This window comes from Streptomyces sp. NPDC057950, from assembly GCF_042887295.1.
GTDB classification, from domain to species: domain Bacteria; phylum Actinomycetota; class Actinomycetes; order Streptomycetales; family Streptomycetaceae; genus Streptomyces; species Streptomyces kaempferi.
Map to the genome: position 1 here is coordinate 224,006 of NZ_JBHVPP010000004.1, position 24,449 is coordinate 248,454.

Consider the following 24,449-nt stretch of genomic DNA (forward strand, 5'->3'; position numbering starts at 1 on the left):
GGCTGTCGACCGGCGTCCGACAGCCTCTAGGCCGGAACGCCCATCGGCTCTACAGTTGCCTCGAACGCCCCCGGCTCAGGCCGGGCGCGCCATGCCGGTCGTCCCGATCACCGAGCTCCTCCCCGTGGTTCGCGATGTCCGGAATGGTCTCAGAACCTCCCGCGCCGTCGCCGGGTTACTCCCGCAGCCCGTGCGTGCGCGGTCGAGGACCAGTCCGGTCGGTGGCCCCGGGGGGAGCGGGCCGCCGGCCGGACCAGGTGTGCCGGGTCCAGGGGACCGGGCCGTCCGCGGGCCGCCCGGGTTCAGGAAGCCTTGCCGGTGAGGTACGCGGACACGACCACGTTCGCGGTGTACGTACGGCGGGTCCGGTCGAAGGTGCCGCCGCAGGTGACGAGCCTCAGCTCGGCCCGACCCGACTGCCGTGGCCCGTACGCCTGTTGGGCGTCGAAGTGATCGCGCGGGAAGACCGCGACGTCGTCCACGGTGAACTCGGCGACGGTCCCGTCGTCGCGCATCACCCGGACCGTCTGGCCCGGCCGCATCGCGCTGAGCTTGTAGAAGACCGCGGGCCGGGTCTCGGTGTCGACGTGCCCCACGAACAGCGCGGTCCCGGCCGACCCCGGCTGCACTCCGGCGGCGTACCAGCCGACGACGCCCGGCTGCTCGTAGGGCGGCGGATCGATGGCGCCCTGCGTGTCGAGCCCGCGGGCCACGACCGGCGCCCGCACCCCCATCGACGGAATGTCGACGCGCTGGGGCCGCGCCCCGCCGAGCGGCTTCAGCGGGGAAGGCATCCGGACCTCCGGCGGCCGTCCCACCGCCGCGATGTCTCCCGTGGTCGGCGCCGACATCCCCAGCCGTACGTCGGTCACCTCCCGGCCCCACAGCCACAGTCCGATCAGCAGCAGCACCCAGGCGAAGCCCGTCAGCAGCCGCCCGGCACCTGAGAAACGCTCCCTGTCCGGCATGTCACTCCGAGGTGTCCCGGCCGCGGCGGGCGCTGCGCAGCGCCACGGCCACCGCGGCGACGCCCGCGAGGACGAGACCGATCACCGCCTGGCGGGTCCCGGGGCCGGTCGCGCGCGCGTCCACGGCCACCGTGTGCCTGCCGTTCCCGTCGGCACGCGCGGTGCCGCCACCGCCCGCGTGCACCGGGGCGATGGGCGAGGCCGGGAGCGACGCGGGGGCGGAGAGCGTGGAGAGCGGTTCCGCCTGCCCGGTGACGGTCACGGAGCCCGCGACCTGCCGCCGGCCCTGCCCGCCCTCGCAGCCGACCGTCACGTCATAGGTGCCGGGCGACAGCGAGGTGCGGACCCGGGTCTCGCCGGTGAGCACGCCGTCCGAACCCGTGAGCCGCGCGTCCGACACGAACGCGGCGGACGCCGCGGTGCCCGTGCTTCCCGTGCAGCCCTGTGCCCGCAGCCGGATGTCGCTGCCGGGCGCGGGGACCGCGGGTGTCACCGAGACGCCCGCCGCGTCACTTCGGGGAGCGGTCGCGTACGCGGCGGGGGCCGGCGCGGCCAGGCAGGCGGTGGGAGTCAGCACGGCAGCGACGACCGCACCGGTGCAGAGAGTGAGTTTCCGTGAACCCATCGTGAACCTCCAGATATCTGGAGACTCCCCCCGACGGCCGCACGACGCATCCGCTGACGCGGACGACTACTCCGGACGGGTCACAAATGGTTTAGACCCGGTCGACGAGGTCCGCGATCGAGTCGACGATCCTCGAGGGCCGGAACGGGTACTTCTCGATCTCCTCGCGCGTGGTGAGACCGGTCAGTACCAGGTAGGTCTCCATCCCCGCCTCCAGGCCGGCCAGCACGTCGGTGTCCATGCGGTCGCCGATCATCGCGCTGGTCTCGGAGTGCGCCCCGATGGCGTTCAGGCCCGTCCGCATCATCAGCGGGTTCGGCTTGCCCGCGAAGTACGGCTGCTTCCCGGTCGCCTTGGTGATCAGCGCGGCGACGGCGCCGGTGGCGGGCAGCGGGCCCTCGGTTGACGGGCCGGTCTCGTCGGGGTTGGTCGCGATGAACCGGGCGCCGCCCCTGATCAGCCGGACCGCCTGCGTCATCGCCTCGAAGGAATAGGTACGGGTCTCGCCGAGGACCACGTAGTCCGGCTCGTGGTCGGTCAGGACGTACCCGATGTCGTGCAGCGCGGTGGTCAGACCCGCCTCGCCGATGACGTAGGCGGTGCCGCCGGGGCGCTGGGCGTCCAGGAACTTGGCGGTGGCGAGGGCGGAGGTCCAGATGTTCTCCACCGGGACGTCCAGGCCCATGCGGCGGAGCCGGGCGTGCAGGTCACGGGCGGTGTAGATGGAGTTGTTCGTGAGCACCAGGAACGGCTTACCGGACTCCCGCAGCCTTTTGATGAAGGCGTCGGCGCCGGGGATCGGCACGCCCTCGTGGATGAGCACACCGTCCATGTCGGTGAGCCACGACTCGATGGGCTTGCGCTCTGACATCTGCTGGGTCTCCTGCCGTCCTGGCGTTCGTACGCACTGGATCCGGGGGCGCCGGAACGACGCTGTGCCGACGCCCCCCAGCCTAGTCAGGGCCGTACGATCCCGAGCTGGTCAGGCCTGTTCGATCCGCACCCCGCTGATCAACCGGTACCCCGGGGCCGGGCGTGGGGTCCGGGGTGTCAGCTGCCCGTGGCCGACTTCCAGTCGTCGACGTACGACGTGAGGTTCTTGTCGATGTCGGCCCAGTCCGGCGCGAAGACCTCGACCCCGTCCATGAGCTTGGTCAGGGCGATGGCGTTGGCGTCGGTGGCCTTGACGTCCCCCCGCGCCGAGAAGCCTCCGCCGATCTCGCTGACCTGCTGCTGCGCCTTGGCGGAGAGCATGAAGTCGAGGAGCTTCCTGCTGTTCTCGCTGTGCGGCGCCTTGGCGACGAGGGCCCCGGCGTAGGGGAGCGCGAAGGTGGTGGGCCTGCCGGCGGCGTCGGCGGCCTTGTCGGTGGCCCGCGGGAACCAGATGCCGAGGTTCGGCATGTCCTTGGACTGCGCGTGGTTCATCTGGACGTCGCCGTTGGCGACCAGCAGTTCGCCCTTGTCGACCTTGGGGGCGAGCTTGCCGGTGGAGGCGGACGGGCCGACGTTGTTGGCCTGGAGCTTCTTCAGGTAGGCGAGCGCCGCGTCCTTGCCGCCGAAGTCGTGGATCGCCTTGATGAGCACGGCGGTTCCGTCACCGGCGACACCCGGGGTGGAGTACTGGAGCTTGTTCTTGTACGCCGCGTCGAGCAGCTGGTCCCAGCTGGTGGGCGCCTGCTTCAGCTCCTTCTTGTTGTAGACGAAGCCGAAGTAGTTGTTGACGACGGAGGTCCAGGTGCCGTCGGTGGCCTTGTCGGCGCCGTCCACCTGGTCCGAGCCCTTCGGGGCGTACTTCTGCAGCAGTCCCTTGCCGTCGGCCTGCTGGATGAACGGCGGGAGGGTGACGAGGACGTCGGCCTGCGGGTTGGTCTTCTCGCGCACGGCGCGCTGGACCACCTCGCCCGAGCCGCCCTCCACGTACTTGACCTTGATCCCGGTCTGCTTCTCGAAGTCCTTGAAGACCTGGTCGTACCAGCCGTCGCCGTTCTCGCCCTTGAGGCCGTCGGCGCTGTAGACGGTGACGACCTTGGCGTCCGAGGCGGCGGAGTCGCCACCGCAGGCGGTGAGGGTGGAGGCGAGGGCGAGGGCGCCGACGACGGCGGCGATCGACTTGAGGTGCGTGTTTCTGGGCATGGCGAGATGAACTCCTTGCGCGGCGGGGCGGATCGGTGACGAACTGGATCGGTGGATCGGTCGGTCAGCGGAAGGTCAGCGGTAGGTCGCCCTGGTCCGGATCCGGGACACGGCGAACAGGACGAGCACGGTGGCGGTCATGAGGACCACGGCGAGGGCGGAACCGGTGAAGAGGGCACCGCGGTCCGTGGCGGCGTAGATCTGGACGGGGAGCGGTGTCCAGTCCGGCGGGTAGAGCATCATGGTGGCGCTCAACTCGCCCATGGACAGGGCGAAGCAGAGGCCGGCCGCGGCGGTCAGCGAGGGCAGCAGCAAGGGCAGCCGCACCCGCCACAGCACGTACGAGGGCCGGGCGCCGAGCGAGGCGGCCGCCTGTTCGTACGCCGGGTCGAGTCGCACGATCGCGGCCGACACCGACTGATGGGCGAACGCCGTGACAAGAACGGCGTGCGCGAGGATGACGATCCACCGGGTGCCGTTGAGCAGCACCGGCGGCTTCGAGAAGGCGACGAGGACCGCCAGGCCGACGACGACCGAGGGCACGGCGACCGGCAGCATGAACAGCGCGTCGAGGACGCGCGCCCCCCGTCGCTTGAGGGCGTGCGCGGCGAGCGCCGCCCAGGTGCCGACGACCAGCGCGAGGACGCTCGCGGTGAGCGCCGTGACCAGGCTGGTGGTCAGGGCCTGGAGCGACTCGCCGCGGGTGGCGGCCGTGTAGTGCCCGGTCGTGAAGCCGGACGGGAGGGCGCTCGACCAGTTGGTGGCGAACGAGGCGGCCAGGACGACGAGGAGCGGCAGCGCGAACAGGGGCAGGAAGAGCAGGAAGAACACGGCCCAGGTGGCCCACTTCCCCTTGCGGCTATGCACCAGCACGACGGCTCACCACCCGGTACAGGCCGTAGAGGCCCACGGAGATCAGGACGTTGACGACGGCGACGACGCAGGCGCCCGGATAGTCGGACTCCAGGATCGCCTTGCCGTAGACGAGCATCGGCAGGGTCGTGACCCCCTTCGCGCCGGTGAACAGGACGATCCCGAACTCGTTGAGGCACAGCACCAGGACGAGGCTGCCGCCGGCCGCCAGCGCGGGCAGCGCCTCGGGCAGGATCACCTGTCGCACGATCCGCGCGGGCCGCGCCCCCAGCGAGGACGCCACCTCCAGCTGGGCGGTCTCGATGTTCGCGAACGCGGCGAGCAGGGGCCGCATCACGAACGGGGTGAAGTACGTGATCTCGGCGAGCAGTACGCCCCACGGCGTGGTGAGGAACTGGAACGGCCCCTCGGCGGCGCCGGTCGCGTCCGTCCACAGTCCGTTGGCGATGCCCACGCTGCCGTAGAGGAACAGCAGGGCGAGCGTGATGAGGAAGGACGGGAAGGACAGGAAGACGTCGATGAACCGGGCGACGGCCTTTCCCCCGGGGAACGGCACGAACGCGATGACCAGGGCGAGCGCGAACCCGAGGACGAGACATCCGGCCGTCGAGCCGACCGCCAGCCACACGGTGGTGCCGAGCGCCTCCCGGAAGGCGGTGGACGCGAACACGTCGCCGTACGCCTGCGCCGAGGTGCCTCCCGTGTCCGGCCGGAAGGACTGCTGGACGACGAGGGCGAGGGGGTAGAGGAAGACGAGGCCGAGGACGGCGACGGGCGGCAGCGCCCAGGCCCACGGCGGTATCCGCCGGCGGGACCCGGCGGGCGCCGTCGCGGGGGCGGTCGCCACGGCGCTAGCCATCCGCGGTCACCCCCGCCGACAGCAGTACGGCGTCGTCGGGGGCGAAGTGCAGCGTCACCGGGTCGCCGTGGACGGGGGGTTCGCGCAGCTCGCGGAGGTCCGTCATCACCCGGTGGCCCGCCACGTCGACGTACAGCCGGTGGGTGGAGCCGCGCCACTGCACCTCGCTGACGGTCCCGGTGACCTGGTTGGGGCCGGGGCCGAGGCCGACGAGGTGGGGCCTGACGCACAGGGTCGCCGAGGCGCCGGGAGCGGCGTCCGCGGTGTCGACCTTCAGCTCGGTCCCGGCGAGGGAGACGGTCCCGGACCCGACGGTCACGGGCAGCAGGTTGGCGTTGCCCACGAAGGACGCCGTGAACTCGGTCCGCGGCGACCGGTACAGCTCCCGCGGTGTCCCGCAGTCCCGCAGCCGTGCCCGGTCCATGACCGCGATCCGGTCGGCCAGGGTGAGTGCCTCGACCTGGTCGTGGGTGACGTACAGGATCGAGACGTCCGGCAACTCGCGGTGCAGCCGGGCGAGTTCGGCGAGCATTCCGGAGCGCAGCTGCGCGTCGAGGGCGGACAGCGGCTCGTCGAGGAGGAGCACGCCGGGCCGGATGGCGAGCGCTCGCGCGATGGCGACGCGCTGCTGCTGTCCGCCGGACAGCTCCCGGGGATGGCGCCGGGCGTAGGCCGCCATCCCGGTCATCTCCAGCGCCTCGGCGACCCGCCCGCGGATCTCGCTCCTGGCGACCTTTTGCGCCTTGAGCCCGAAGGCGACGTTGTCCTCGACGCGCAGGTGCGGGAAGAGCGCGTACTGCTGCACCACCATGCCGATGCCACGCCGGTGGGGCGGCAGGTCGGTCACGTCCCGGCCGCCGATGAACACCCGCCCGGAGGCGGGCCGTACGAACCCCGCGACGGCCCGCAGCGCGGTGGTCTTCCCGGATCCGGAGGGCCCGAGCAGCGCCATGACCTCGCCGGGTTCGACGGTCAGGTCGAGGGCGTCGAGGACCGTGGTGCCGTCGTAGGCGACGGACACCCGGTCGAAGCGGATTCCGCTGGTCATCGCCCGTTCCCGCCGGGCCGGTCGGATCCGAGGAGCAGGGCGGGCAGTTCGGCCACGGAGCCGAGCACGTGCCCGGCTCCGGCGGCGCGCAGTGCCGCGTCGTCGTGCGCGCCGGTCAGCACGCCCGCGACCAGGCCGGCGCCGGCGCGTACCCCGCTGAGCATGTCGTAGGAGGTGTCGCCCACGACCGCGATCTGCTGGACGCCTTGGGCGGCCCCGGTCCGCAGGAACGCCTCCAGGACCATGTCGGGGTACGGGCGTCCCCGGCCGCCCGCGTCCGCCGGGCACAGGGTGAGCGGTACCAGGTCCCGCCAGCCCAGGGCGTCGAGGATCGCGTCCTGGGTGACACGGGCGAACCCGGTGCTCAGCACGACGGTCCGCCCGGACCCGGTGAGCGCCTCGATCGCCTCGCGCGCCCCGGCGACCGGCGCGATGTGCCCGCCGTCGACGAGTTCCCCGTAGGCCCTCTCGAAGGCGGCGTTGGCCCGCTGGGCGAGGGGTTCCTCGCCGAACAGGTGCCGGAAGACGGAGATCTTGGACTCGCCCATGGTGGCCCGGACGTAGTCCAGTTTCCCGGCGTGGTCCGCGGATCCGGGCTCGACGCCCAGTTCTCCAGCGGCCACCGCGAACGCCCGCTCCACCAGGCCGCCGTCGGCGACGGTGGTGCCGGCCATGTCGAGGACGACGAGCCGTGTGTCCGTGGTCATTTCCTCCACCCTCTCTTTCACCATCCCAGTTCGTTGGCTGTGGTCTCGGCGATCGCCGGTGAACAGGTCATTCCGCGCCCGCCGGGCCCGGTGACGAGCCACACCGCGTCCCGCACCCGCTGCCGGTGCACGACCCGGCTGGTGTCCGTGCACTGCGCGTACACCCCGGCCCAGCGGCGCCGGATCTTCGGCAGCGGGCGTCCGAGGAAGGACTCGACGACCTCGGTGAGGTGGTCGTAGGGGTCTTCGAGGGTGTCGAAGGCGAAGGGGTGTTCGTACTCGTGGGTGTCGCCGATGGTCAGCCCGCCGTCCGCGCGCTGCACCATGAGCAGTTGCATCCGGTGCTCGGCGGCGGTCGGGGCCTGCGGCTGGAGCGTGTTGAGCTCGTCCAGGGCGGGGCTGCGGTAGGCGGGGTAGTACCGGAAGCTGTCGGCGTCGGCGACCGAGGTCGCGAGCGGCTCGCCGAGGGGGTCGGTCTGCATCATCTGCAGCCGTACGCGCCGCACGGGCAGCTCGGGACCGGCCAGCTCCCGTACGAGACCGCCCAGCCAGGCGCCCGTGCACAGCACGACGACGTCACCGGTGTGCACGTCCCCGTGGTCGTCGCGCACGGCGTGCTCACCGATCACGTCCCGGACCTCGCGCCCCGGCAGGAAGGTGTAGCCCGGGGACCGCAGCAGCTGTTCGCGCAGAGCGAGCTGGGCGGTGCGGGGCTCGACGGCGGCGTCGCGCTCGCAGTACAGGGCGGCCTCGAACGTCCCCCGCAGGGCCGGGTTCAGCGCGCGCGCCTCGTCGGGCGTGAACAGCTTGTAGCCGCGGGCGGCGGCGTCGTCACGGGCCAGGGCGGCCTCGGCGACGGCCAGTTCGCGCTCCCCCCGCAGCGGGGTCAGCGATCCGTTGGCCCGGAAGCCGAGGCCGGGCACGCGCGCCCCGATCGACTCCCACAGCTCCCGCGCCCGCAGGGCGGTCTCGAGTTCCTCTCCTCCGGCACGGCCGCTCACCCAGATCTGCCCGAAGTTGCGCAGCGAGGCCCCGCGGGCCTCAGCCTCGCGCTCGATCTGGACGACCTCGTGGCCGCGCTCCACTGCGTGCCAGGCATGCAGGGTGCCCACCACTCCGGCTCCGACAACTATCACTCTCACGACGGCAACGCTCCTCGGTACGGGGGAATCGGAAGGGTCCGCACTGCAACCAGATGGTGAACTGCCCATCACGTTTGGGCTAGACCCGTTATCTTGTCGTTATGAAAAGAGGCGGGCCGGAGCCCGCCCGAACATGGCTCGGATCATCCCCCCAGGTGGGCCGTGAAGGAGAAGCGGTCCCCCCGGTAGAGCGTCCGCACCCGCTCCAGCGGCCGCCGCTCCGTGTCCCGCGAGACACGGTGGATCAGGATCATCGGCAGGGCCGGCGGCGTGCCGATGAGCAGCGCCTCGCGCGGGGTGGCCAGCACGGTCTCGATGCGTTCGTCCGCGTCGCCGAACGCGATACCGAGCCGGTCGTGGAGGTACGCGTAGAAGGACGAGTCCGGCGTGAAGTCGCGGTCGAGGTGCGGTACGCGCGCCACGGCGACATACGTGCTCTCCAGCCCGACCCGCTCGTCGTCCGCGAGCAGCACCCGCTCCATGTGCCAGACGGGCTCGCCGCGCGTGAGCCCCGCCTCCGCCGCGAGCGTCTCGGGGCAGGGGAAACGATCGAGACTGATCAGCGTACGGCCGGGGGTGCGCCCCTGCCGCCGGACGCCCTCGGTGTAGCTCGCGAGGGACAGCGGCTGCTCCAGTTTCGGCCCCGCGACGACCGTCCCGCGCCCCTGCCGCCGCAGTTTCCCTTCGAGCAGCAGTTCGCGCAGGCCCTGGCGTACGGTCTCGCGGGCGACCCCGTACTGCTCGGCGAGGTCCCGCTCGGTCGGCAGGAGGCCGCCCTCGCCCAACTCCTCGATCAGCAGGGCGATGTGCGCCTTCACCGCGTAGTACTTGGGGATGCGGCCGTGCTCCGGGATGCCGGAGCGGACGGGGGCGCCGGGGGCCTGGTCGTTCGGGTAGTCCACGGGTGGGATGGTCGCAGACGGAACGCGCGGCCGTGCCCGCGGGAGGGCCCGGCGACGTACGGACCGGGCACACACCGAAGACTCAGCGGCGATCGGACCAGGTCCGCACCGAAGACTCAGCGGCGTACGGACCAGGTTCGCACCGAAGGCTCAGCGGCGATCGGAGCAGGTCCGCACCGAAGACTCAACGGCGCACGGACCAGGCACGCACCTAAGGCTCAGCGGCGATCGGAGCAGGTCCGCACCGAAGACTCAACGGCGCACGGACCAGGCACGCACCTAAGGCTCAGCGGCGATCGGACCGGGCCCGGCGGGCCGCCACGAACAGGGCGACGCCGGTCGCGAACACGCCGATCACGCCCGCCACGCCGAATCCGTGCGGCGCGCCGGGACCGGTCTCGGCGAGCTCGTCCGCGGCGGAGACTCCGCCCGTACCCCTGTCGCCGCCCGTACCCCCGCCGGTACCTCCGTCGCCGCCCGTCCCCCCGTCGCCGCCGCTTCCGCCGCCGTCACCACCGCCCGCGCCGGCGCCGGACCCGCCCCCGCCGGTCGCGGCACCCGCGCCGGTCCCGCCGCTGCCACCACCCTGGTCAGGGGTGGCGCTGCCGCCTCCGTCATCGCCGCCATTCCCCCCTCCGTCGCCACCGCCGTTGCCCCCGCCACTTCCCCCTCCGTCGCCACCGCCGCTGCCGCCCCCGCCGTTCCCCCCACCGGTGCCGCCGCCGTCGGTGCGGCCGTGGTTCTCCGCGGTCCCGGGGACGTCAGCGTCACCGCCCTCGATCCGGAACCGGTAGTCGTTCGACTCCCCCACCCAGTTCCCGTCGTCGCCGCGCCGCTGGACGACCGCCGCGTTGGCGACGACGTCGTTCGGCACGGCGTCCGAGGTCACGGCCAGCCTGACCTTCACGGTGACCGTCCGCCCCGGCCCCACCGTGAACCCCGGGAACCCGTCGTCGAACGCCCCTACGTTCTCGTCCTCGTCGCTCTTCTCGAACGTCACCGGATGCGGCTTCTCGCCCTCGAAGAACTCCATCCGCGCCTGCTTCGGCCGCAGCACCCGCTTGCCGTCCACCAGCACGACGACCGGATGGATGTCGCCGCAGGTGTGCGCCGTGGTGTTGGTCAGGTCGATGTACCAGGTCCCGAAGCCGCCACCGGCCTCGAAGGTGCCGGGCCCCCCGTGGATCCGGGTCTTGACCGGGAAGGCGCGGGTGTCGGGGGCGGCACAGGTGGGACCGGGGTCCGTGCGGGCGACGCGCGCGTGGGCGGGGACGCGCGCGTGGGCGGGGACGGGCGCCAGGGCGGGGACGGGCGCCAGGGCGAGGACGAGGGCGAGGGCGGGCGCGGCGGCGGCCGGGGCGAGCGGGAGGCGGTTCAGGACGGGTGGGAGGGACGGGCGCGGTCGCATGAAGGGCCTTTGCCGATCGAGGACGGTGGGGACCAGGAGCGTCAGGCGGTAACGGGCAACGGCACGCGAGACCCTGCCACTCCCGCCCGGCGACCCCGCGTCGCCACGCCCGCCCGGGACCCCGATCGGCCCCGTGGATCCCCTCGAACAGCGGACCCGGGAAGCGCGGAGGACGAGCGGGCGCACCCGAGCCCCTGCCTCACGCTCGAGGCTCCGGTTCCACGGCCCTCGCCGCCCTCGCCGCCTTTGCCTCCCTCGTCACCCTCGCCGCCCTCGCCGCCCTCGCGCGCCGCCTCTACGCCTCAGCCCTCTCCCCGCCCGAACAGCGGGGCCAGCAACAACTGCGCCGCCCCCTCCGCCACCCCGCGCGCCCCGCCGGGAGCGATCCGCACCGGAACCGTGTCCGTGCCCTCCCGCCGGGCCCGCTCCCCCAGCACCGTGCCGACACCCCGTACGAAGGTCTCCTGATGGGCCGCGACCGTACGGCCCCCGAGCAGCACCAGGTCGATGTCCAGCAACCCGACCAGATTCGCGGCCCCCGCGCCCAGCACGCGAGCCGCCTCGTCCACGGCCCCGCGTCCCACCGCGGCAAGGCACAGTGCCTCGACGCAGCCACGGTTGCCGCAGTCGCACAGGGGGCCGTCCAGTTGAATGACCTGGTGCCCGAACTCCCCCGCTCCGGTACGGGCGCCCCGGTGCACGGCCCCGCCGAACACGAGCCCGGCCCCGAGACCGGTACCGAGATGCAGATAGGCGAACGCCGCCTCCCCGCCCACGCGAACGCCGCCGCCGCTCCGACCGCCGTCGACTCCGCCGCCTCGCACCCGGTCACGGCCGACGCCGTGGCCCCCGGCACGGTCACCGGTTCCGTCACTGCCGTCGCGACTGCCATCTCGGCTGTCGTCGTGACTGCCGACGTGACTGCCGTCGTGACTGGCGTCGTGACTGCCGTCTCGGCTGCCGTCGTGCCTGCCATCTCGGCTGTCGTCGTAACTACCGTCTCGGCTGTCGCGGTGGCTGTCGTCGTGACTGCCGTCGTGCTTGCCGTCTCGGCTGTCGCCGTGGCTGTCGTCGTAGCTGCCGCCGTCACCGAACCCGTCACCGCGCCCGGCCCCCGGTTCACGCACAGGCCCACAGCCGCCCACCGCCAGCCCCAGCGCCGCCGCGTTGGTGTCCTTGTCCACCACCACCGGCACCCCGAGCCGCCCCGCCAGCGCGTCCCGCAGCGGGAACCCGTCCCACTCCGGAAACCCCGTGACCCGGTGCAGCGTCCCCCGCGCGTGGTCGAGCGGTCCGGGCAGCGCGACGCCCAGCCCCAGCACGGACACGCCGGCCCCCTCGATCAGCGCCTCGACCTCCCGCGCCGCCCCGCCGACGACTGCCCCCGCCCCGGCCCCCAGGCCGAGCGGCACCTTCCGCTCGGCGACCACCACGCCCGCGAGATCGCAGAGCACCGCCGTCAGCTCGTCCCGGTCGAGGTGGAGCCCGACCGCGTGCCCGGCCTCGGGGACGAGCCGCAGCACGGTACGCGGCTTGCCGCCCGTCGAGGCCCGCTGCCCCGCCTCCGCCGCCAGCCCGTCCGCCCGCAGCCGGGCGGTGATCTTGCTGACCGCCTGCGGGGTCAGCCCGGTGCGCTCGGCGAGTTCGAGACGGCTGATGCCCGTCGTGCCCGCCGTCCGCAGCAGGTCGAGCACGAGCGCCCCGTTGTGGCTGCGCAGGGCGAGCAGATTCGCCCCCGCCCCCTCGAGCCGCCCCGCCAGACTCGCTCCCGACTCCCCGCTGCTCCTGTTCACGTACGCCATTGTCCCCCGCGCTTGCACTTTGGCAACAGCGTTGCGAAAGTGGAGCCATGACAGGAAGCACGACTGACACAGGTCCTGAAGCAGGTTCCGCCCCCGGCGCCCCCCTCCGCGTGGCCCTCATCGGCTACGGGCTCGCGGGCTCCGTCTTCCACGCCCCGCTGATCGCCGCGACCGAGGGCCTGGCCCTGGACACGATCGTCACCTCGAACCCGGAGCGGCAGGAGCAGGCCCGCGCCGAGTTCCCCCAGGTGCGTTTCGCCGCCACCCCCGACGACCTCTGGGCACGCGCCGACGAGCTGGACCTGGTCGTCATCGCCTCTCCGAACAAGACCCACGTCCCCCTCGCGACCGCCGCCCTCAAGGCGGACCTCCCGGTCGTCGTCGACAAGCCGCTCGCCGGCACGGCGGCCGAGGCCCGGGAGCTCGCCGCCCTGGCCGACGAGCGCGGCCTCCTCCTCTCGGTCTTCCAGAACCGCCGCTGGGACAACGACTTCCTGACCGTCCGCAAGCTGCTCGACGAGGGCGAGCTCGGCGACGTGTGGCGCTTCGAGTCCCGTTTCGAGCGCTGGCGTCCGCAGCTCAAGGGCGGCTGGCGCGAGTCCGGCGACCCGGCAGAGATCGGAGGTCTCCTCTACGACCTCGGCAGCCACGTCGTCGACCAGGCGCTCGTCCTCTTCGGCCCCGCGGCCTCGGTGTACGCCGAGGCGGTCGTCCGTCGCGACGGCGCGGTGACCGACGACGACACCTTCATCGCGATCACGCACACGAGCGGCGTCCGCTCCCACCTCTACGTCTCCGCGACCACCGCGCAGCTCGGCCCTCGCTTCCGCGTCCTCGGCTCGCGGGCCGGTTACGTGAAGCACGGCCTCGACCCGCAGGAGGCGGAGCTGCGCGAGGGCGGACGTCCCGGCGTGACGGCCGAGTGGGGTGTCGAGCCCGAGTCCCTGTGGGGCCGGGTGGGTTCCGGCGAGTCCCCGCTCTCCGGAGGCGGCCGGCCCGAGCCCACGCTCCCGGGCGCGTACCCCGCGTACTACGCGGCGGTGGCGGCCGCCCTGCGCGACGGCGGGCCGAACCCGGTCACCGCGCACGAGGCGGCGGCAGCGCTCGACGTGCTCGAGGCGGCGCACCGCTCCGCCCGCGAGAACACGGTGGTGGCCCTGTGAGCGCCCCGGACATCGCGGAACTGGAGGAGCAGGAGCGCCGGTTGGTGCTTCCCCGGTTCACCCACGACGACGCGTGGACGCTGGGCACGCTCCTCGTCGAGCTCGCCCGTGAGCGCCGCGCCCCCGTCGCCGTCGACATCCGGCGGGGCGGCCAGCAGCTCTTCCACGCGGCGCTGCCCGGCTCCACCCCGGACAACGACGCCTGGATCGACCGCAAGCGCCGGGTCGTCGAACGCTACGGCTGCTCGTCGCTCCTGGTCGGCACCCGCTTCCGCGCCAAGGGCACGACCTTCGAGGAGTCCTCCCGCCTCGACCCCGACACGTACGCGGCCCACGGCGGCGCGTTCCCGGTCACGGTCGAGGGCGCGGGCGTGATCGGCACCGTGGTGGTCTCGGGCCTGCCCCAACTGGACGACCACGCGATGGTGGTCGAGGCCCTGACCCACTTCCTGACCCTCTGACCTCAAGGGACCCGCGCCCCGCCAGGGGCGCGGGAAACCGCACACCACCCGACACCCCGACCGGGAAAGGCAGGGGTGCAGCCCCCATGCCTTCGGGGGCGCGGGGAACCGCGCGCCCAACCCCCACCCGCACCCGACACCCCGACCGGGAAAGGCAGGGGTGCAGCCCCCATGCCTTCGGGGGCGCGGGGAACCGCGCGCCCAACCCCCACCCACCCACACCCGACACCCCGACCGGAAAAGGCAGGGGCGCAGCCCCCGGCCTTCAGGGGCGCGGGGAACTGCGCGCTCAGCCCCCACCCACCCGCAGCGAACCACCACCCCAGAGGGGCCGGGGCGAAGCCCCGCCCCTCCAAGGGTCGCGGGGAACCGCGCGCCCAACCCCTACGACCCCACGGCCCCGCACCCGCACCCGCACCCGGCGAAGCCCTACGCCGCCCCGAAGACCTGCCGCTGCCTCCCCAGCCCCTCGATCTCCAGTTCCACGACATCCCCGGCCCGCAGATACGGCTTCGGCTCCGGCTGCCCCAGCGCCACCCCCGCCGGCGTACCGGTGTTGATGACGTCACCCGGGTAAAGGGTCATGAACTGGCTCACGTAGCGGACCACTTCGGCGACCGGAAAGATCTGCTCGCCCGTCGTGCCGTCCTGCTTGAGCTCGCCGTTGACCCACAGCCTCAGCGCCAGGTTCTGCGGGTCCGGGACCTCGTCCGCGGTCACCAGCCACGGCCCCAGCGGATTGAACGTCTCGCAGTTCTTGCCCTTGTCCCAGGTGCCCCCGCGCTCGATCTGGAACTCGCGTTCGGAGACGTCGTGCGCGACCGCGTACCCGGCGACGTGCGCGAGCGCCTCCTCATGGGACGGCAGATAGCGCGCGGTACGTCCGATCACCACCGCCAGCTCCACCTCCCAGTCGGTCTTGACCGACCCGCGCGGCACGAGCACGGTGTCGTGCGGCCCGACCACCGTGTCCGCGGCCTTGAAGAAGATCACCGGCTCGGCGGGCGGCTCGGCCCCGGTCTCCCGGGCGTGGTCGTGGTAGTTCAGGCCGATGCAGACGACCTTGCCGATACGGGCGAGCGGCGGCCCGACCCGCAGCCCCGCCGCGTCCAGCGCGGGCAGCTCCCCCGACTCGGCGGCCGCACGGATCCGGCCGAGCGCCGCGTCGTCGGCGAGCAGCGGCCCGTCGATGTCCGGGACGACACCCGACAGGTCCCGGAGGGTTCCCTCGGTGTCGAGCAGCGCGGGCCGCTCCGATCCCGCAGTACCGACTCGCAGCAGCTTCATGGTCACAATCTCCCTCGATCGCGGGCAGCCACCGATGGGTGCAGCCATCGGAGGACTGGTCGATCCTCCAAGGTGCGCGTCCAGTCCGCAATACCCAGTTCACGGACTGGACCGCCCACCACCTCGCCCGGCCCACAGCCCACGGCCCCCTGCCCCCTGCCCGCACCCTCAGGGGTACAGCACCGCCCGCTCCGCCGCGCTCCACGTCGTACTGGTCACGACGTACAGCGCGGCCGCCAGCGGTACGAACGCCACGGTGAGGAGCGTGAAGTAGGAGAGGAACGGCATGAACGCGCCGACCGCGCCGAGCCCGGGGATCTGCTGCTCGCCGCCGGCCTCCGACGCCGCGGCGGCCGCCGTCCGCTTCGTACGCCGGTAGTTGAAGGTCGCGACCAGGGCGACCACCGCGAACAGGCCCAGGTAGACCAGCCCTTGGGCCCCGAACACCCCGCCGTCCCCGAGCGCGTCCGCGTACCGGTGGCCGAGCGGCGCGCTGAACAGCCGGTGGTTCAGCAGCCCGTCGGGGCCGTCGCCGAGCGTCGTACCGGAGAACAGGTGGTAGAGGAGGACGAAGGCAGGTATCTGCAGAAGACCGGGCAGGCAGCCGGCCAGCGGCGACACCTTCTCCCGCGCGTGCAGTTCCAGCAGCGCCTTCTGGTACTTCTCCGGGTTGCCGCCGTGCTTCTCGCGCAGCTCGGCGACCCGTGGGCGCAGAGCGGTACGCGCCCGCTGCCCTCGTGCCGACGCCCGGGACAGAGGGTGCACGAGCAGCCGTACGAGCACGGTGATGAGAACGATCGCGGCGGCGGCCGCGGAGGCGTGGAACAGCGGCTGCAGCAGGTCGGCGACCTGCTCGACCAGAGTGCCGAAAGCGGACATGAGCGTGGACATGGATGAGCCCTCCGAGGGTCTCGTCGTGCCGGAGTCGATACAGATGTCGGCATGACGACCCGCGTGAGCCACGTCGGTCATACGGAAGACAGGAAACGTACGGAAGGGGGCCGTGGCCTACGCGGTGGTCGCCGGGAGGCCGGACCCCGGTGCCCGGGGACGTCTGCGCCCCGCCGCGTCGGGATCACGCTGCGGCAGGAAGGCCGTACGGTGCTCGCGGTCACGGAGGGCCGTACGGACCCTCGTACGCGGGACGACGGGGGCGCAGCGCGCGGCGAGGACGGCGCAGACCGCGAGGGCGGAGCCGACCGCCGTGGTGGCGGCGAAGGCGACGGCGACGGCGGCCGAGAGACCACCGGCGTCGAGCAGGACGACCTCGGCCAGGAAGAGGACGACGAGGACGAGAGGCAGCGGACGAGGGAACGGCGCGACGGCGGAGCGCACGGTCGCCCGGAGACGGATCATCGGCCACTGCTCCTCTCGCACATTCCCAGGTCCCGCCGGGCTCTCGCACATTCCCGGATCCCGCCGGGTCGGGACCGAGCCCCGGGCCCGGCACCCCTTCGACGTCCGGGAGGGCCACAATGGTTCCACGGGCTGGGCGTTCACGGCTCCCGGCAGCGGCGCTCCTCCAGGACCCCCGGGTCCCGCGGGGACTCGACGGGACTCACCGGGGTCTCATGGACCGCAGCTTCCCCCACACCACCAGGCGGTACGTGGAGGTGTACTCGGGGGTGCAGGTGGTGAGGGTGATGTAGTAGCCCGGCTCGCTGTAGCCGTAGGACGGCCGGACGGTACTGCGCGGCACCGGGCCGATGACCCCGCCGTCCCGCGCCGAGGTCCGCGGCAGCGTCCTGTCGACGGCGTACGTGAAGACGGCGGACGCCGTCTCGACGCGCACGGTGTCCCCGGGCCGCAGCCGGTTGACGTACCGGAACGGCTCCCCGTGGGTGTTCCGGTGCCCGGCGAGCGCGAAGTTCCCTGCCTGGCCCGGCTGTTGGGAACCCTTGTAGTGACCGACGTACCCCTTGTTGAGGACGTCCCGTTTGCCGACGCCCTCGGCCACGGGGACACGCAGGCCGAGACGGGGGATGCTGAGGACGGCGTACGCCTGGGACCAGCGAGGCGCGCCGGCGGTGTCGGTGGCCCCTGCCCCCCGTTCGCGTTCCGGGGACCGGGCGCTCCCGCCCCCGTCCCCGGCCTCCGTAGCCGCCCGCTCGGCTCCGGCGGCTCCCGCGGCTCCCGCGGAGGGACCGGTCGGCCCAGACGTCCCGGGTGCGCCCCATTCCCGCTCCAACGCCCGCACCTCGCGGTCGGCGTCGTGCCGGGCCTGCCGGTTGGTCCACCACAACTGGTGGACGACGAGGAGCAGGAGGACGACACCGATGGTGACGAGGAGCTCCCCGCCGGTCCACAGGACGCGCCTGCGCAGGGCACGCCGGCGCAGAGTGCTGTGCCGCACCACCGGAACCCGCACGCGCACCCCTCATCACCCCGGTCCGTACGCCTCGGCCCGGCACGTCCGCCGGTCGCGCCGGGGCCCGCACCATAGGACGTGCCCGCTCAAGTCACCACCCCTGTGGCCCTCTTCACGCCCGATCCGCTTCGTACAGCGGTTTTGGAAAGGGGTGTCGCAACCCTCGACAACCCCACGCGCCACACCCGATGCTTCCTGAGGGCGTCGGCGGGTCCGACGTCCTCGACCGGGCCAGCCAACTCCGTGCGGATATGCGGCAGTTGAACGGTGCGGAGAGGTGGAGAGCCGTGATCCGACGCAGAACACTGCTGGCCTCGGCGGGCGGTACGGTCCTCGGTGGCGCCCTGGCGACAGGAACCGCGCACGCCGACGCGACCATCGCCGTGAACCCCGCGACCACGTACGGGACATGGGACGGCTGGGGCACCTCGCTCGCGTGGTGGGCCAATGTGTTCGGGGCCCGGGACGACTTCGCGGACCTCTTCTTCACCACCAGGTCGGTCACCTGCAACGGCACCGCGCTGCCCGGCCTCGGTCTGAACATCGCCCGCTACAACCTCGGTGACGACGAGGGCGCTGGTCGACCGGGTCAACGTGCACGGCTACCAGGGCTCGGGCGGCCGCCGTGACCTCCTCTACGCGGACGCCGTGACCACCGGCGGCAAGGCCCTGTGGAACTCCGAGTACGGCGACGGCGACGGCACCGGCCTCAGCCTGGCGAGCAACCTCCTCCTGGATTTCCGCTGGCTGCACCCGACCGCCTGGGTCTACTGGCAGGTCATGGACCCGACAGCGGGCTGGGGCATGATCAAGTACGACGGAAGCACCCTGACGGCCGGCGCGGTCGAGACGAAGCTCTATGTGATGGCCCAGTTCAGCCGCCACATCCGGCCCGGAATGACGATCGTGGACACGGGCGTGGACTACGCGGTGGTGGCGTACGACGCGACGGCGAAGCGCCTGGTGATCGTCGCCGCGAACAAGTCCACGTCCGCCCAGACCCTGACCTTCGACCTCTCCCGCTTCACCACCGTGTCCGGCTCCACCGGCGGCCTGGTCCCCCGCTGGAACACCCTCACCACCGGCGGCGGTGATCTCTACACCGCGCACTCGGACACGCGCCTGAACGGGAAGTCACTGAGCGTGCCGTTCGCGGCGGGGGCGGTCCAGACCCTGCAGGTCGACGGCGTGGTGGCTTGAGCCCGTCCACGACCGGGCACCCGCCACCCGTGTCACCCCTTCTCCCTCCTCGCCCCCGGAACGGGTATCAGCCGCCCGTGCTCACCCTCTGGCCAGCGGATCTCTCCATTTCGTAAGGCGACGGCAGTACGGTGTCATCCATGCGCCCCGACACGCCTGCCGAGAACGTCGACCACACCGCCGAAGCCGCACGCCTGGAGCGGACCTCCGGCCTCTACCCCGAGGACGCCGAACACCTGCTCCTGCAGGCCGCGGCCCACCTCGAACTGGCCGGCGACCGCCCCGGCGCCAGCGCACTCTACGACCGCCTCCTGTCGTCCTCGACACCCCTGGAGCGCCCCCATCTGGTCCGCGCCCTGAAGGCGTCGAACCTCTGGGAGTACGGCCACGAGGCGGAAGCGCGCGCGATCATCGACGGAGTACGCGCCGCGTCCCCGCGCGACCCCGCGCCCTGGGTGATCGTGGCGGAGGCACTGGAGTCGCACGACGAGCTGGAGGCGGCGCAGGAGACGTTCACGGAGGGCGCGACGCTGCTCCTGGCGGACGTGACGGACCCCCCGTACGCCACCCGCCCCATCCTCTTCGGCCGCCACCGCGTCCGCCGCATGCTGGGCGTCGCCCACGACGACTGGGACGCCCTCGCCGACACCCTCCACTCCTCCCCCGTCTCCCTCGACGAACTCCACGACCCCAAGCGTGTGTGGTCACTCGGCTCGGAGAACCCGGAGGAGCTCCAGGCGGAGATCAGCCGCCTCCGCGCCGAACTCGGCGCCCACCGGGAGGCCCTCTCCCGCCCGTTCCCGGTCGCGGTCCTGCACTGGCCCGCCGACGAACTGGCGGAACTCCTGGCCGCGTACCCCTCCCTCGCCGCGGAGTACCCGTCCCACGAGGAGCACCTGTCGACGATAGAGGCGTCCCTGCGCGAACTGTCCGCCTCCGGCACCCCCAACCTGGGCATCGTCACCGGCACGGTCCCGTCCTACGAGGCCTTCTCCGCCTCGGAAGCGTCGTCCCCGTCCGACATGACGCTGCTCCCCCAGTACGCGACAACCCTGGCGGCCCGGGGCCGAGCGATGGCGTGGCCGCCGCAGCGGGGGGTTGTGTGCTGGTGCGGGTCGGGGCGGGGGTACGGGGAGTGTCACGGGGCTGTCAACTAACCGAAGGAGCCCAACGCGACCTGGCCCCGGCCTGTCAGACCGGGGCCTCCGCGGGTCGTCTCGAACACCCTCGCCGACTAGATCGATCGCCAAGCACGAAGCGGTCCATCGGGATTACGGATAGCCTCGGCTTCCCCATTTGACCTTCCCTGGCCCTCGCGACCGCTGCTCGACGGCTTCTCTCCATCGGATGTCCCATTTTGCCCATGGCCGCGGCGCGGGACTCGCAGCAGTCCTCTCTCCGTGCAGCGGAGTGCACCGATAACGTTTTCCCACGTCCAGTAGCCGGTCTTCGCCAGCCCACTGTCAGTGGTCTCTGTTACACATGGGCACAGCTATCTGGAGCGATCAAGGGGATCAGCGTGTCCGAGTCGGGGGATCTGACGCAACCAGCCGTGGGCGTGTACGAGGAGCTCATCACCGTACGCTTCGAGAAGAAGTTGAAGGAGTTCGCGCGCCTCGGGTGGCATCCGGTGAGCGAAACGGTGGGAACCGAGTCTGTTCCCCATGTCCTGGCAAGACACGTCGCCCGGACGGTACGCCGCGTGCTGAAAAACCTCTCGCCAGAAGAGCGGGTGCATGCGGCGAACCACATCTTGGAGTCCATCAGTACGCTTGAGGGCGCACAACAGTGGGTGGAGCTGGTGGCCGACGGACCTCGCCAACTCCTGACGCTCACCAAGCAAGAAGCATCCGGTGTCTTCGCTGTGCGCCCCGGCATACCGCTCTCTGACACTGCGCTCATCACCAACTCGCCAGAGGATCCCAGCCTCGGCTTCGAACTGCGCGCCGAGCTCGCCACCGCTGACCGGGTCGATCTACTTTGCGCCTTTGTGAAGTGGCACGGTCTACGCATCATCGAGCAGTCACTGAAAGCCGCCCAGGAGCGGCGTGTGCCGATACGCGTCATTACGACGACATACATCGGCGCAACTGAGCGGCGCGCGCTGGATCGGCTGGTGCGAGAGTTCAACGCCGACGTCAAGGTCAACTACGAGACACGCTCTACTCGACTCCATGCCAAAGCCTGGCTGTTCCGACGTCAGAGTGGCTATGACACAGCCTACGTCGGTAGCTCCAACCTATCCAAGGCCGCCCTACTCGATGGCCTGGAGTGGAACGTCCGACTGTCCTCCATCGCCACTCCGGACGTCCTGCGAAAGTTCGAAGCAACCTTCGAGGCGTACTGGAGCGACCCTTCCTTCGAGGCGTACAACCCTGATACCGATGGTGCTCGCTTGCAGGAGGCGTTGGCCATTGCAGGTGGCAGTTCCTCGCTGTCCTCCACGGGCCGAAGGCTCACGCTGTCTGGACTTGAAGTACGGCCCTACCCGCACCAGCGCGACATGCTGGAGCGACTGGAAGTTGAGCGTGCGGTGCATGACCGCCACCGAAATTTGCTGGTGGCCGCGACTGGGACCGGCAAGACCGTTATGGCCGCTCTCGACTACAAGCAGTTGTGCAAGAAGCATGGCCGTGACCTGCGACTCTTGTTCGTGGCGCATCGCAAAGAAATCTTGCAGCAATCCCTGCGGACCTACCAAGACGTCCTGGCGAACGCGAACTTCGGCGAATCTCTCCACAGCGGCGAGATCCCCGATAAATGGACACACGTCTTCGCCAGCGTGCAGTCACTAAATGCTGGAAAACTGAGCAATATCGCTCCGGATCACTTCGACGTGATCGTCATCGACGAATTTCACCATGGGACCTCACCAACGTATCGAAGGATCCTCGACCACTTCCATCCGTTGGAATTGCTGGGACTGACAGCGACCCCCGAACGCATGGACGGGAAGAATATCCACGATGAGTTCTTCGATGGGCGAATCGCTGCCGAGATGCGACTCTGGGAAGCCCTGGAGAATGACCTCCTGAGCCCTTTCCACTACTTCGGGATCAGCGACAACACCGACCTGCGTACAGTGGAGTGGAAACGGGGAGCATACGACTCGAACGCTCTCAGTAATGTCCTCACGGGAAATAATGCACGGGCTCGACTGGTTGCAAAGGCGGTCGAAGAGAAGATCGCCGAGCCTGGAACTATGCGCGCCTTGGGATTCTGCGTGTCGGTCGCGCACGCGCACTTCATGGCGGAGTACTTCCGGGGGGCGGGTCTCCATGCCGTCGCCCTGTCCGGTGAGACCCCTGCCGACCAGCGCGATCAAGCACTGGCTGATCTCCGATCGGGTTCGCTACAGGTAATCTTCTCGGTCGACCTCTTCAACGAGGGCCTCGACATCCCCGACGTAGACACTCTTCTCCTACTCCGCCCCACTTCCAGCGCGACCGTGTTCCTCCAGCAACTTGGCCGGGGTCTCCGTCGCACCGAGGGCAAAGCAGTGCTGACCGTACTGGACTTCATCGGTCAGCATCGTAAGGAATTCCGCTTCGAGAACCAATTCCGGGCGCTGACGAACCTCACCCGAAAGCGCCTCCTGGACAACATCGAACATGGATTTCCGCAACTCCCCTCCGGCTGCCAGATCATTCTTGAGGAGAAGGCGAAGAAGGTCATCATCGCCAACATCAAGGAGCAGATTGGTGTCAACGTGACGGCTCTGGCCAGGGAAGTCGCAGACTATGCCGAGCCGAGACTGAGTAACTACCTTGATGAGAGTGGGCGGGAGCTACGAGAGCTCTACCGCGGTAACGGGAACTCATGGACTGGATTGCTTCGGCGTTCCGGACTCCTGAAGGATGAGGCGCCCGAAGGTGAATCCGCGCTACTCAAGCGAGTTTCCGCCTTCCTACACGTCGACGACCCACTGCGCGTTGCGGCATACACGCGACTGCTGGAAGATAATGCCCCGGATTACGGCGCACTAGACGAACAGGGACAGGCTTACGCCCGCATGCTGTTCTTCCAGCTTTGGCCGCTCGGTGGAATCACCCGAAAGAGCTTCACAAGCTATGACGCCGGGTTTGCGATGTTGCGCCGCCAGCACGCTGTACGCGATGAACTTCGTCAGGTTTTGGCGTACAACCTCGCCCACACCGAGCATGTCCCCATCCCGTTGCTCGGAGTCGGCGGGAAAGCCGGCATTCCGCTGACAGTGCATGCCTCTTACAGTCGAGAAGAGATCCTCCCTGCACTCGGCCAATCTTTCATCGGCGGCTTTATGCCGGGCGACTTCCGCGAGGGAGTGAAGTGGTGTGATTCGATCAAGACTGACGCTCTACTGATCACCTTGGATAAAGATGAGAAGGACTTCTCCCCGCAGACCCGCTACCACGACTACGCGCTGAGCGAGACCCGCTTCCATTGGGAGTCCCAAAACCAGACGTCGGCCACTTCCCCTACCGGCCTCCGCTACAAGAACCACGCTGAGGAGGGTAGCCACGTCCTACTCTTCGTCCGCCGCTACAAGAGCACTGATATCGGCGGAGCCCAGCCATGGATGTTGCTAGGCCCCGCCAAGTACGACGGGCACGAGGGGAGCAAGCCGATGGCGATCACATGGAAGTTGACGCATGAGATCCCGGCAGACGTCTGGACATACTCCGCAATCGCTGCGGGGTAGCACCTCATAGTTGATCTTTCCGTGCACATGCTTCTGCCTCAAAGTGCGTCTGCGCGCGCTCCAGCGCCTCGTCTACGTCACGACCGTGTGCTTGTAGCCAGTGCAGGAGGTCGGTGATGGCATTGACTGCCGTTTCCGCCACCAAAGTTGAGGTGCTCAGGCTCGCGTACGGGGCCACCCTCGTCGAGCCGTAGGCGCTGAGGAGGGCGCCCGCTCTTGCCACGCCGGCGCCGCCAGTGTGGCCGCTGGGCGAGATCAGGCTGGTTGCCAGCTCGCACCAGGTGACCTTTCGGTCGGCATGGAGTTGGACGCCCCAACGGTCCGCCATCGCGCCTACGAGCGCCATGCCACGGCCCCCTTCGGAGTCGTCGCTCGCGTCCAGAAGCGTCGGGAGAGCCCTGGTGTCGGGGTCATGGACCTCGATTCTCAGACGAGTGCCGTTCATTGATACGGCGAGTGTGGTCGGGGTGCCCCGACCGACATGCGTGATCACGTTCGAGACGAGTTCGCTGACACAGAGTTGAGCCGTATCAGTCGCTTCTTGTAAACCCCAGAGCTCAAGGCGCAGCCGCACGATGCGCCGCAGCGGGGCCACTTCCTCGGGGACGGCCAGAAAGGCCAAGTCCCACGGCTTCCGTGACATGCACGCCTGTTGGATCACCGAGACCCCTCTCATCGACGGCAACGCCGACCCCGACGGATCGACGGAGTGTTACGCACACTCACACTGAGTGGCGCTGCCTGTCCGAATGAGGCTGCGAATCCCTCCATGCAATGTGCACGGCGGGATTCCCACTTCCGAGTGATTGGCACGCACCCCTC

The 24,449-nt window shown here is 70.6% G+C and carries 21 protein-coding genes and 1 pseudogene; 5 read left to right on the plus strand and 17 right to left on the minus strand.

The window, feature by feature from the left end:
* Nucleotides 1-302: 302 nt before the first annotated feature.
* The 12 genes from ACFVTC_RS09895 to ACFVTC_RS09950 all read right to left on the minus strand — a co-directional run bounded on the left by ACFVTC_RS09895 (nucleotide 303) and on the right by ACFVTC_RS09950 (nucleotide 12,458).
* Nucleotides 303-968 (minus strand): class F sortase, encoded by a 666-nt coding sequence (locus tag ACFVTC_RS09895; RefSeq protein WP_390125891.1) that lies wholly within the window; start codon nucleotides 966-968, stop codon nucleotides 303-305.
* A gap of 1 nt (nucleotide 969) precedes the next feature.
* Complete coding sequence (locus tag ACFVTC_RS09900) at nucleotides 970-1,593, minus strand: hypothetical protein (protein ID WP_390125892.1); 624 nt, start codon at nucleotides 1,591-1,593, stop codon at nucleotides 970-972.
* 91 nt (nucleotides 1,594-1,684) lie between these two features.
* A complete protein-coding gene (locus ACFVTC_RS09905; protein ID WP_390125893.1) occupies nucleotides 1,685-2,464 on the minus strand; it encodes an HAD-IIA family hydrolase in 780 nt (259 codons plus the stop codon).
* A gap of 179 nt (nucleotides 2,465-2,643) precedes the next feature.
* On the minus strand, nucleotides 2,644-3,726 hold the full coding sequence (locus tag ACFVTC_RS09910) for a 2-aminoethylphosphonate ABC transporter substrate-binding protein (RefSeq protein ID WP_390125895.1): 1,083 nt from the start codon (nucleotides 3,724-3,726) through the stop codon (nucleotides 2,644-2,646).
* 75 nt (nucleotides 3,727-3,801) lie between these two features.
* On the minus strand, nucleotides 3,802-4,599 hold the full coding sequence (locus ACFVTC_RS09915; protein WP_390125896.1) for an ABC transporter permease: 798 nt from the start codon (nucleotides 4,597-4,599) through the stop codon (nucleotides 3,802-3,804).
* Nucleotides 4,586-5,458, minus strand: a complete 873-nt coding sequence (locus ACFVTC_RS09920; RefSeq protein ID WP_390125898.1) for a 2-aminoethylphosphonate ABC transporter permease subunit — start codon at nucleotides 5,456-5,458, stop codon at nucleotides 4,586-4,588. Before ACFVTC_RS09920 ends, ACFVTC_RS09915 begins: the two co-directional genes overlap by 14 nt.
* The gene (locus tag ACFVTC_RS09925; RefSeq protein ID WP_390125900.1) at nucleotides 5,451-6,506 is read right to left on the minus strand and encodes an ABC transporter ATP-binding protein; all 1,056 of its coding nucleotides are present in this window, start codon (nucleotides 6,504-6,506) and stop codon (nucleotides 5,451-5,453) included. The genes ACFVTC_RS09920 and ACFVTC_RS09925 overlap by 8 nt, the downstream gene beginning before the upstream one ends.
* Nucleotides 6,503-7,213, minus strand: a complete 711-nt coding sequence (locus ACFVTC_RS09930) for an HAD family hydrolase (RefSeq protein WP_390125902.1) — start codon at nucleotides 7,211-7,213, stop codon at nucleotides 6,503-6,505. Before ACFVTC_RS09930 ends, ACFVTC_RS09925 begins: the two co-directional genes overlap by 4 nt.
* Before the next feature lie 17 nt (nucleotides 7,214-7,230).
* The gene (locus tag ACFVTC_RS09935) at nucleotides 7,231-8,355 is read right to left on the minus strand and encodes a TIGR03364 family FAD-dependent oxidoreductase (RefSeq protein WP_390125904.1); all 1,125 of its coding nucleotides are present in this window, start codon (nucleotides 8,353-8,355) and stop codon (nucleotides 7,231-7,233) included.
* Between the two features lie 143 nt (nucleotides 8,356-8,498).
* Nucleotides 8,499-9,257 carry a GntR family transcriptional regulator gene (locus ACFVTC_RS09940; protein ID WP_390125906.1) on the minus strand — a complete coding sequence of 253 codons (759 nt, stop codon included), beginning with the start codon at nucleotides 9,255-9,257 and terminating at the stop codon, nucleotides 8,499-8,501.
* Between the two features lie 286 nt (nucleotides 9,258-9,543).
* Nucleotides 9,544-10,665: a hypothetical protein gene (locus tag ACFVTC_RS09945; protein ID WP_390125908.1), complete on the minus strand. Its 1,122-nt coding sequence runs from the start codon at nucleotides 10,663-10,665 to the stop codon at nucleotides 9,544-9,546.
* Nucleotides 10,666-10,967: 302 nt separating this feature from the next.
* Nucleotides 10,968-12,458 carry an ROK family protein gene (locus ACFVTC_RS09950; RefSeq protein WP_390125910.1) on the minus strand — a complete coding sequence of 497 codons (1,491 nt, stop codon included), beginning with the start codon at nucleotides 12,456-12,458 and terminating at the stop codon, nucleotides 10,968-10,970.
* Nucleotides 12,459-12,514: 56 nt separating this feature from the next.
* On the opposite strand from ACFVTC_RS09950, the gene ACFVTC_RS09955 reads away from it, so the two are divergent.
* Nucleotides 12,515-13,630 carry a Gfo/Idh/MocA family oxidoreductase gene (locus ACFVTC_RS09955; protein ID WP_390125911.1) on the plus strand — a complete coding sequence of 372 codons (1,116 nt, stop codon included), beginning with the start codon at nucleotides 12,515-12,517 and terminating at the stop codon, nucleotides 13,628-13,630.
* On the plus strand, nucleotides 13,627-14,091 hold the full coding sequence (locus ACFVTC_RS09960; protein WP_390125913.1) for a heme-degrading domain-containing protein: 465 nt from the start codon (nucleotides 13,627-13,629) through the stop codon (nucleotides 14,089-14,091). The genes ACFVTC_RS09955 and ACFVTC_RS09960 overlap by 4 nt, the downstream gene beginning before the upstream one ends.
* Nucleotides 14,092-14,520: 429 nt before the next feature.
* Here ACFVTC_RS09960 and ACFVTC_RS09965 read toward each other — a convergent pair whose 3' ends face one another.
* The 4 genes from ACFVTC_RS09965 to ACFVTC_RS09980 form a co-directional block, all read right to left on the minus strand.
* A complete protein-coding gene (locus tag ACFVTC_RS09965; protein ID WP_390125915.1) occupies nucleotides 14,521-15,378 on the minus strand; it encodes a fumarylacetoacetate hydrolase family protein in 858 nt (285 codons plus the stop codon).
* A 168-nt stretch (nucleotides 15,379-15,546) separates the two neighbouring features.
* Nucleotides 15,547-16,257: a YidC/Oxa1 family membrane protein insertase gene (locus ACFVTC_RS09970; protein WP_390126209.1), complete on the minus strand. Its 711-nt coding sequence runs from the start codon at nucleotides 16,255-16,257 to the stop codon at nucleotides 15,547-15,549.
* Between the two features lie 129 nt (nucleotides 16,258-16,386).
* Complete coding sequence (locus ACFVTC_RS09975; RefSeq protein WP_390125916.1) at nucleotides 16,387-16,734, minus strand: DUF6412 domain-containing protein; 348 nt, start codon at nucleotides 16,732-16,734, stop codon at nucleotides 16,387-16,389.
* Between the two features lie 202 nt (nucleotides 16,735-16,936).
* Nucleotides 16,937-17,746 (minus strand): class E sortase, encoded by an 810-nt coding sequence (locus ACFVTC_RS09980; protein ID WP_390125919.1) that lies wholly within the window; start codon nucleotides 17,744-17,746, stop codon nucleotides 16,937-16,939.
* Nucleotides 17,747-18,033: 287 nt separating this feature from the next.
* Here ACFVTC_RS09980 and ACFVTC_RS09985 point away from each other — a divergent pair.
* From ACFVTC_RS09985 to ACFVTC_RS09995, 3 genes and pseudogenes are all read left to right on the plus strand, one after another.
* A pseudogene (locus ACFVTC_RS09985) lies at nucleotides 18,034-18,946 on the plus strand (hypothetical protein).
* A gap of 140 nt (nucleotides 18,947-19,086) precedes the next feature.
* Nucleotides 19,087-20,103 carry an SEC-C domain-containing protein gene (locus ACFVTC_RS09990; protein WP_390125921.1) on the plus strand — a complete coding sequence of 339 codons (1,017 nt, stop codon included), beginning with the start codon at nucleotides 19,087-19,089 and terminating at the stop codon, nucleotides 20,101-20,103.
* A 362-nt stretch (nucleotides 20,104-20,465) separates the two neighbouring features.
* The gene (locus ACFVTC_RS09995) at nucleotides 20,466-23,627 is read left to right on the plus strand and encodes a DUF3427 domain-containing protein (RefSeq protein ID WP_390125923.1); all 3,162 of its coding nucleotides are present in this window, start codon (nucleotides 20,466-20,468) and stop codon (nucleotides 23,625-23,627) included.
* 4 nt (nucleotides 23,628-23,631) lie between these two features.
* Here the strand turns inward: ACFVTC_RS09995 and ACFVTC_RS10000 are convergent, their stop codons facing one another.
* Nucleotides 23,632-24,270, minus strand: a complete 639-nt coding sequence (locus tag ACFVTC_RS10000) for an ATP-binding protein (protein WP_390126210.1) — start codon at nucleotides 24,268-24,270, stop codon at nucleotides 23,632-23,634.
* Nucleotides 24,271-24,449 lie beyond the last annotated feature (179 nt).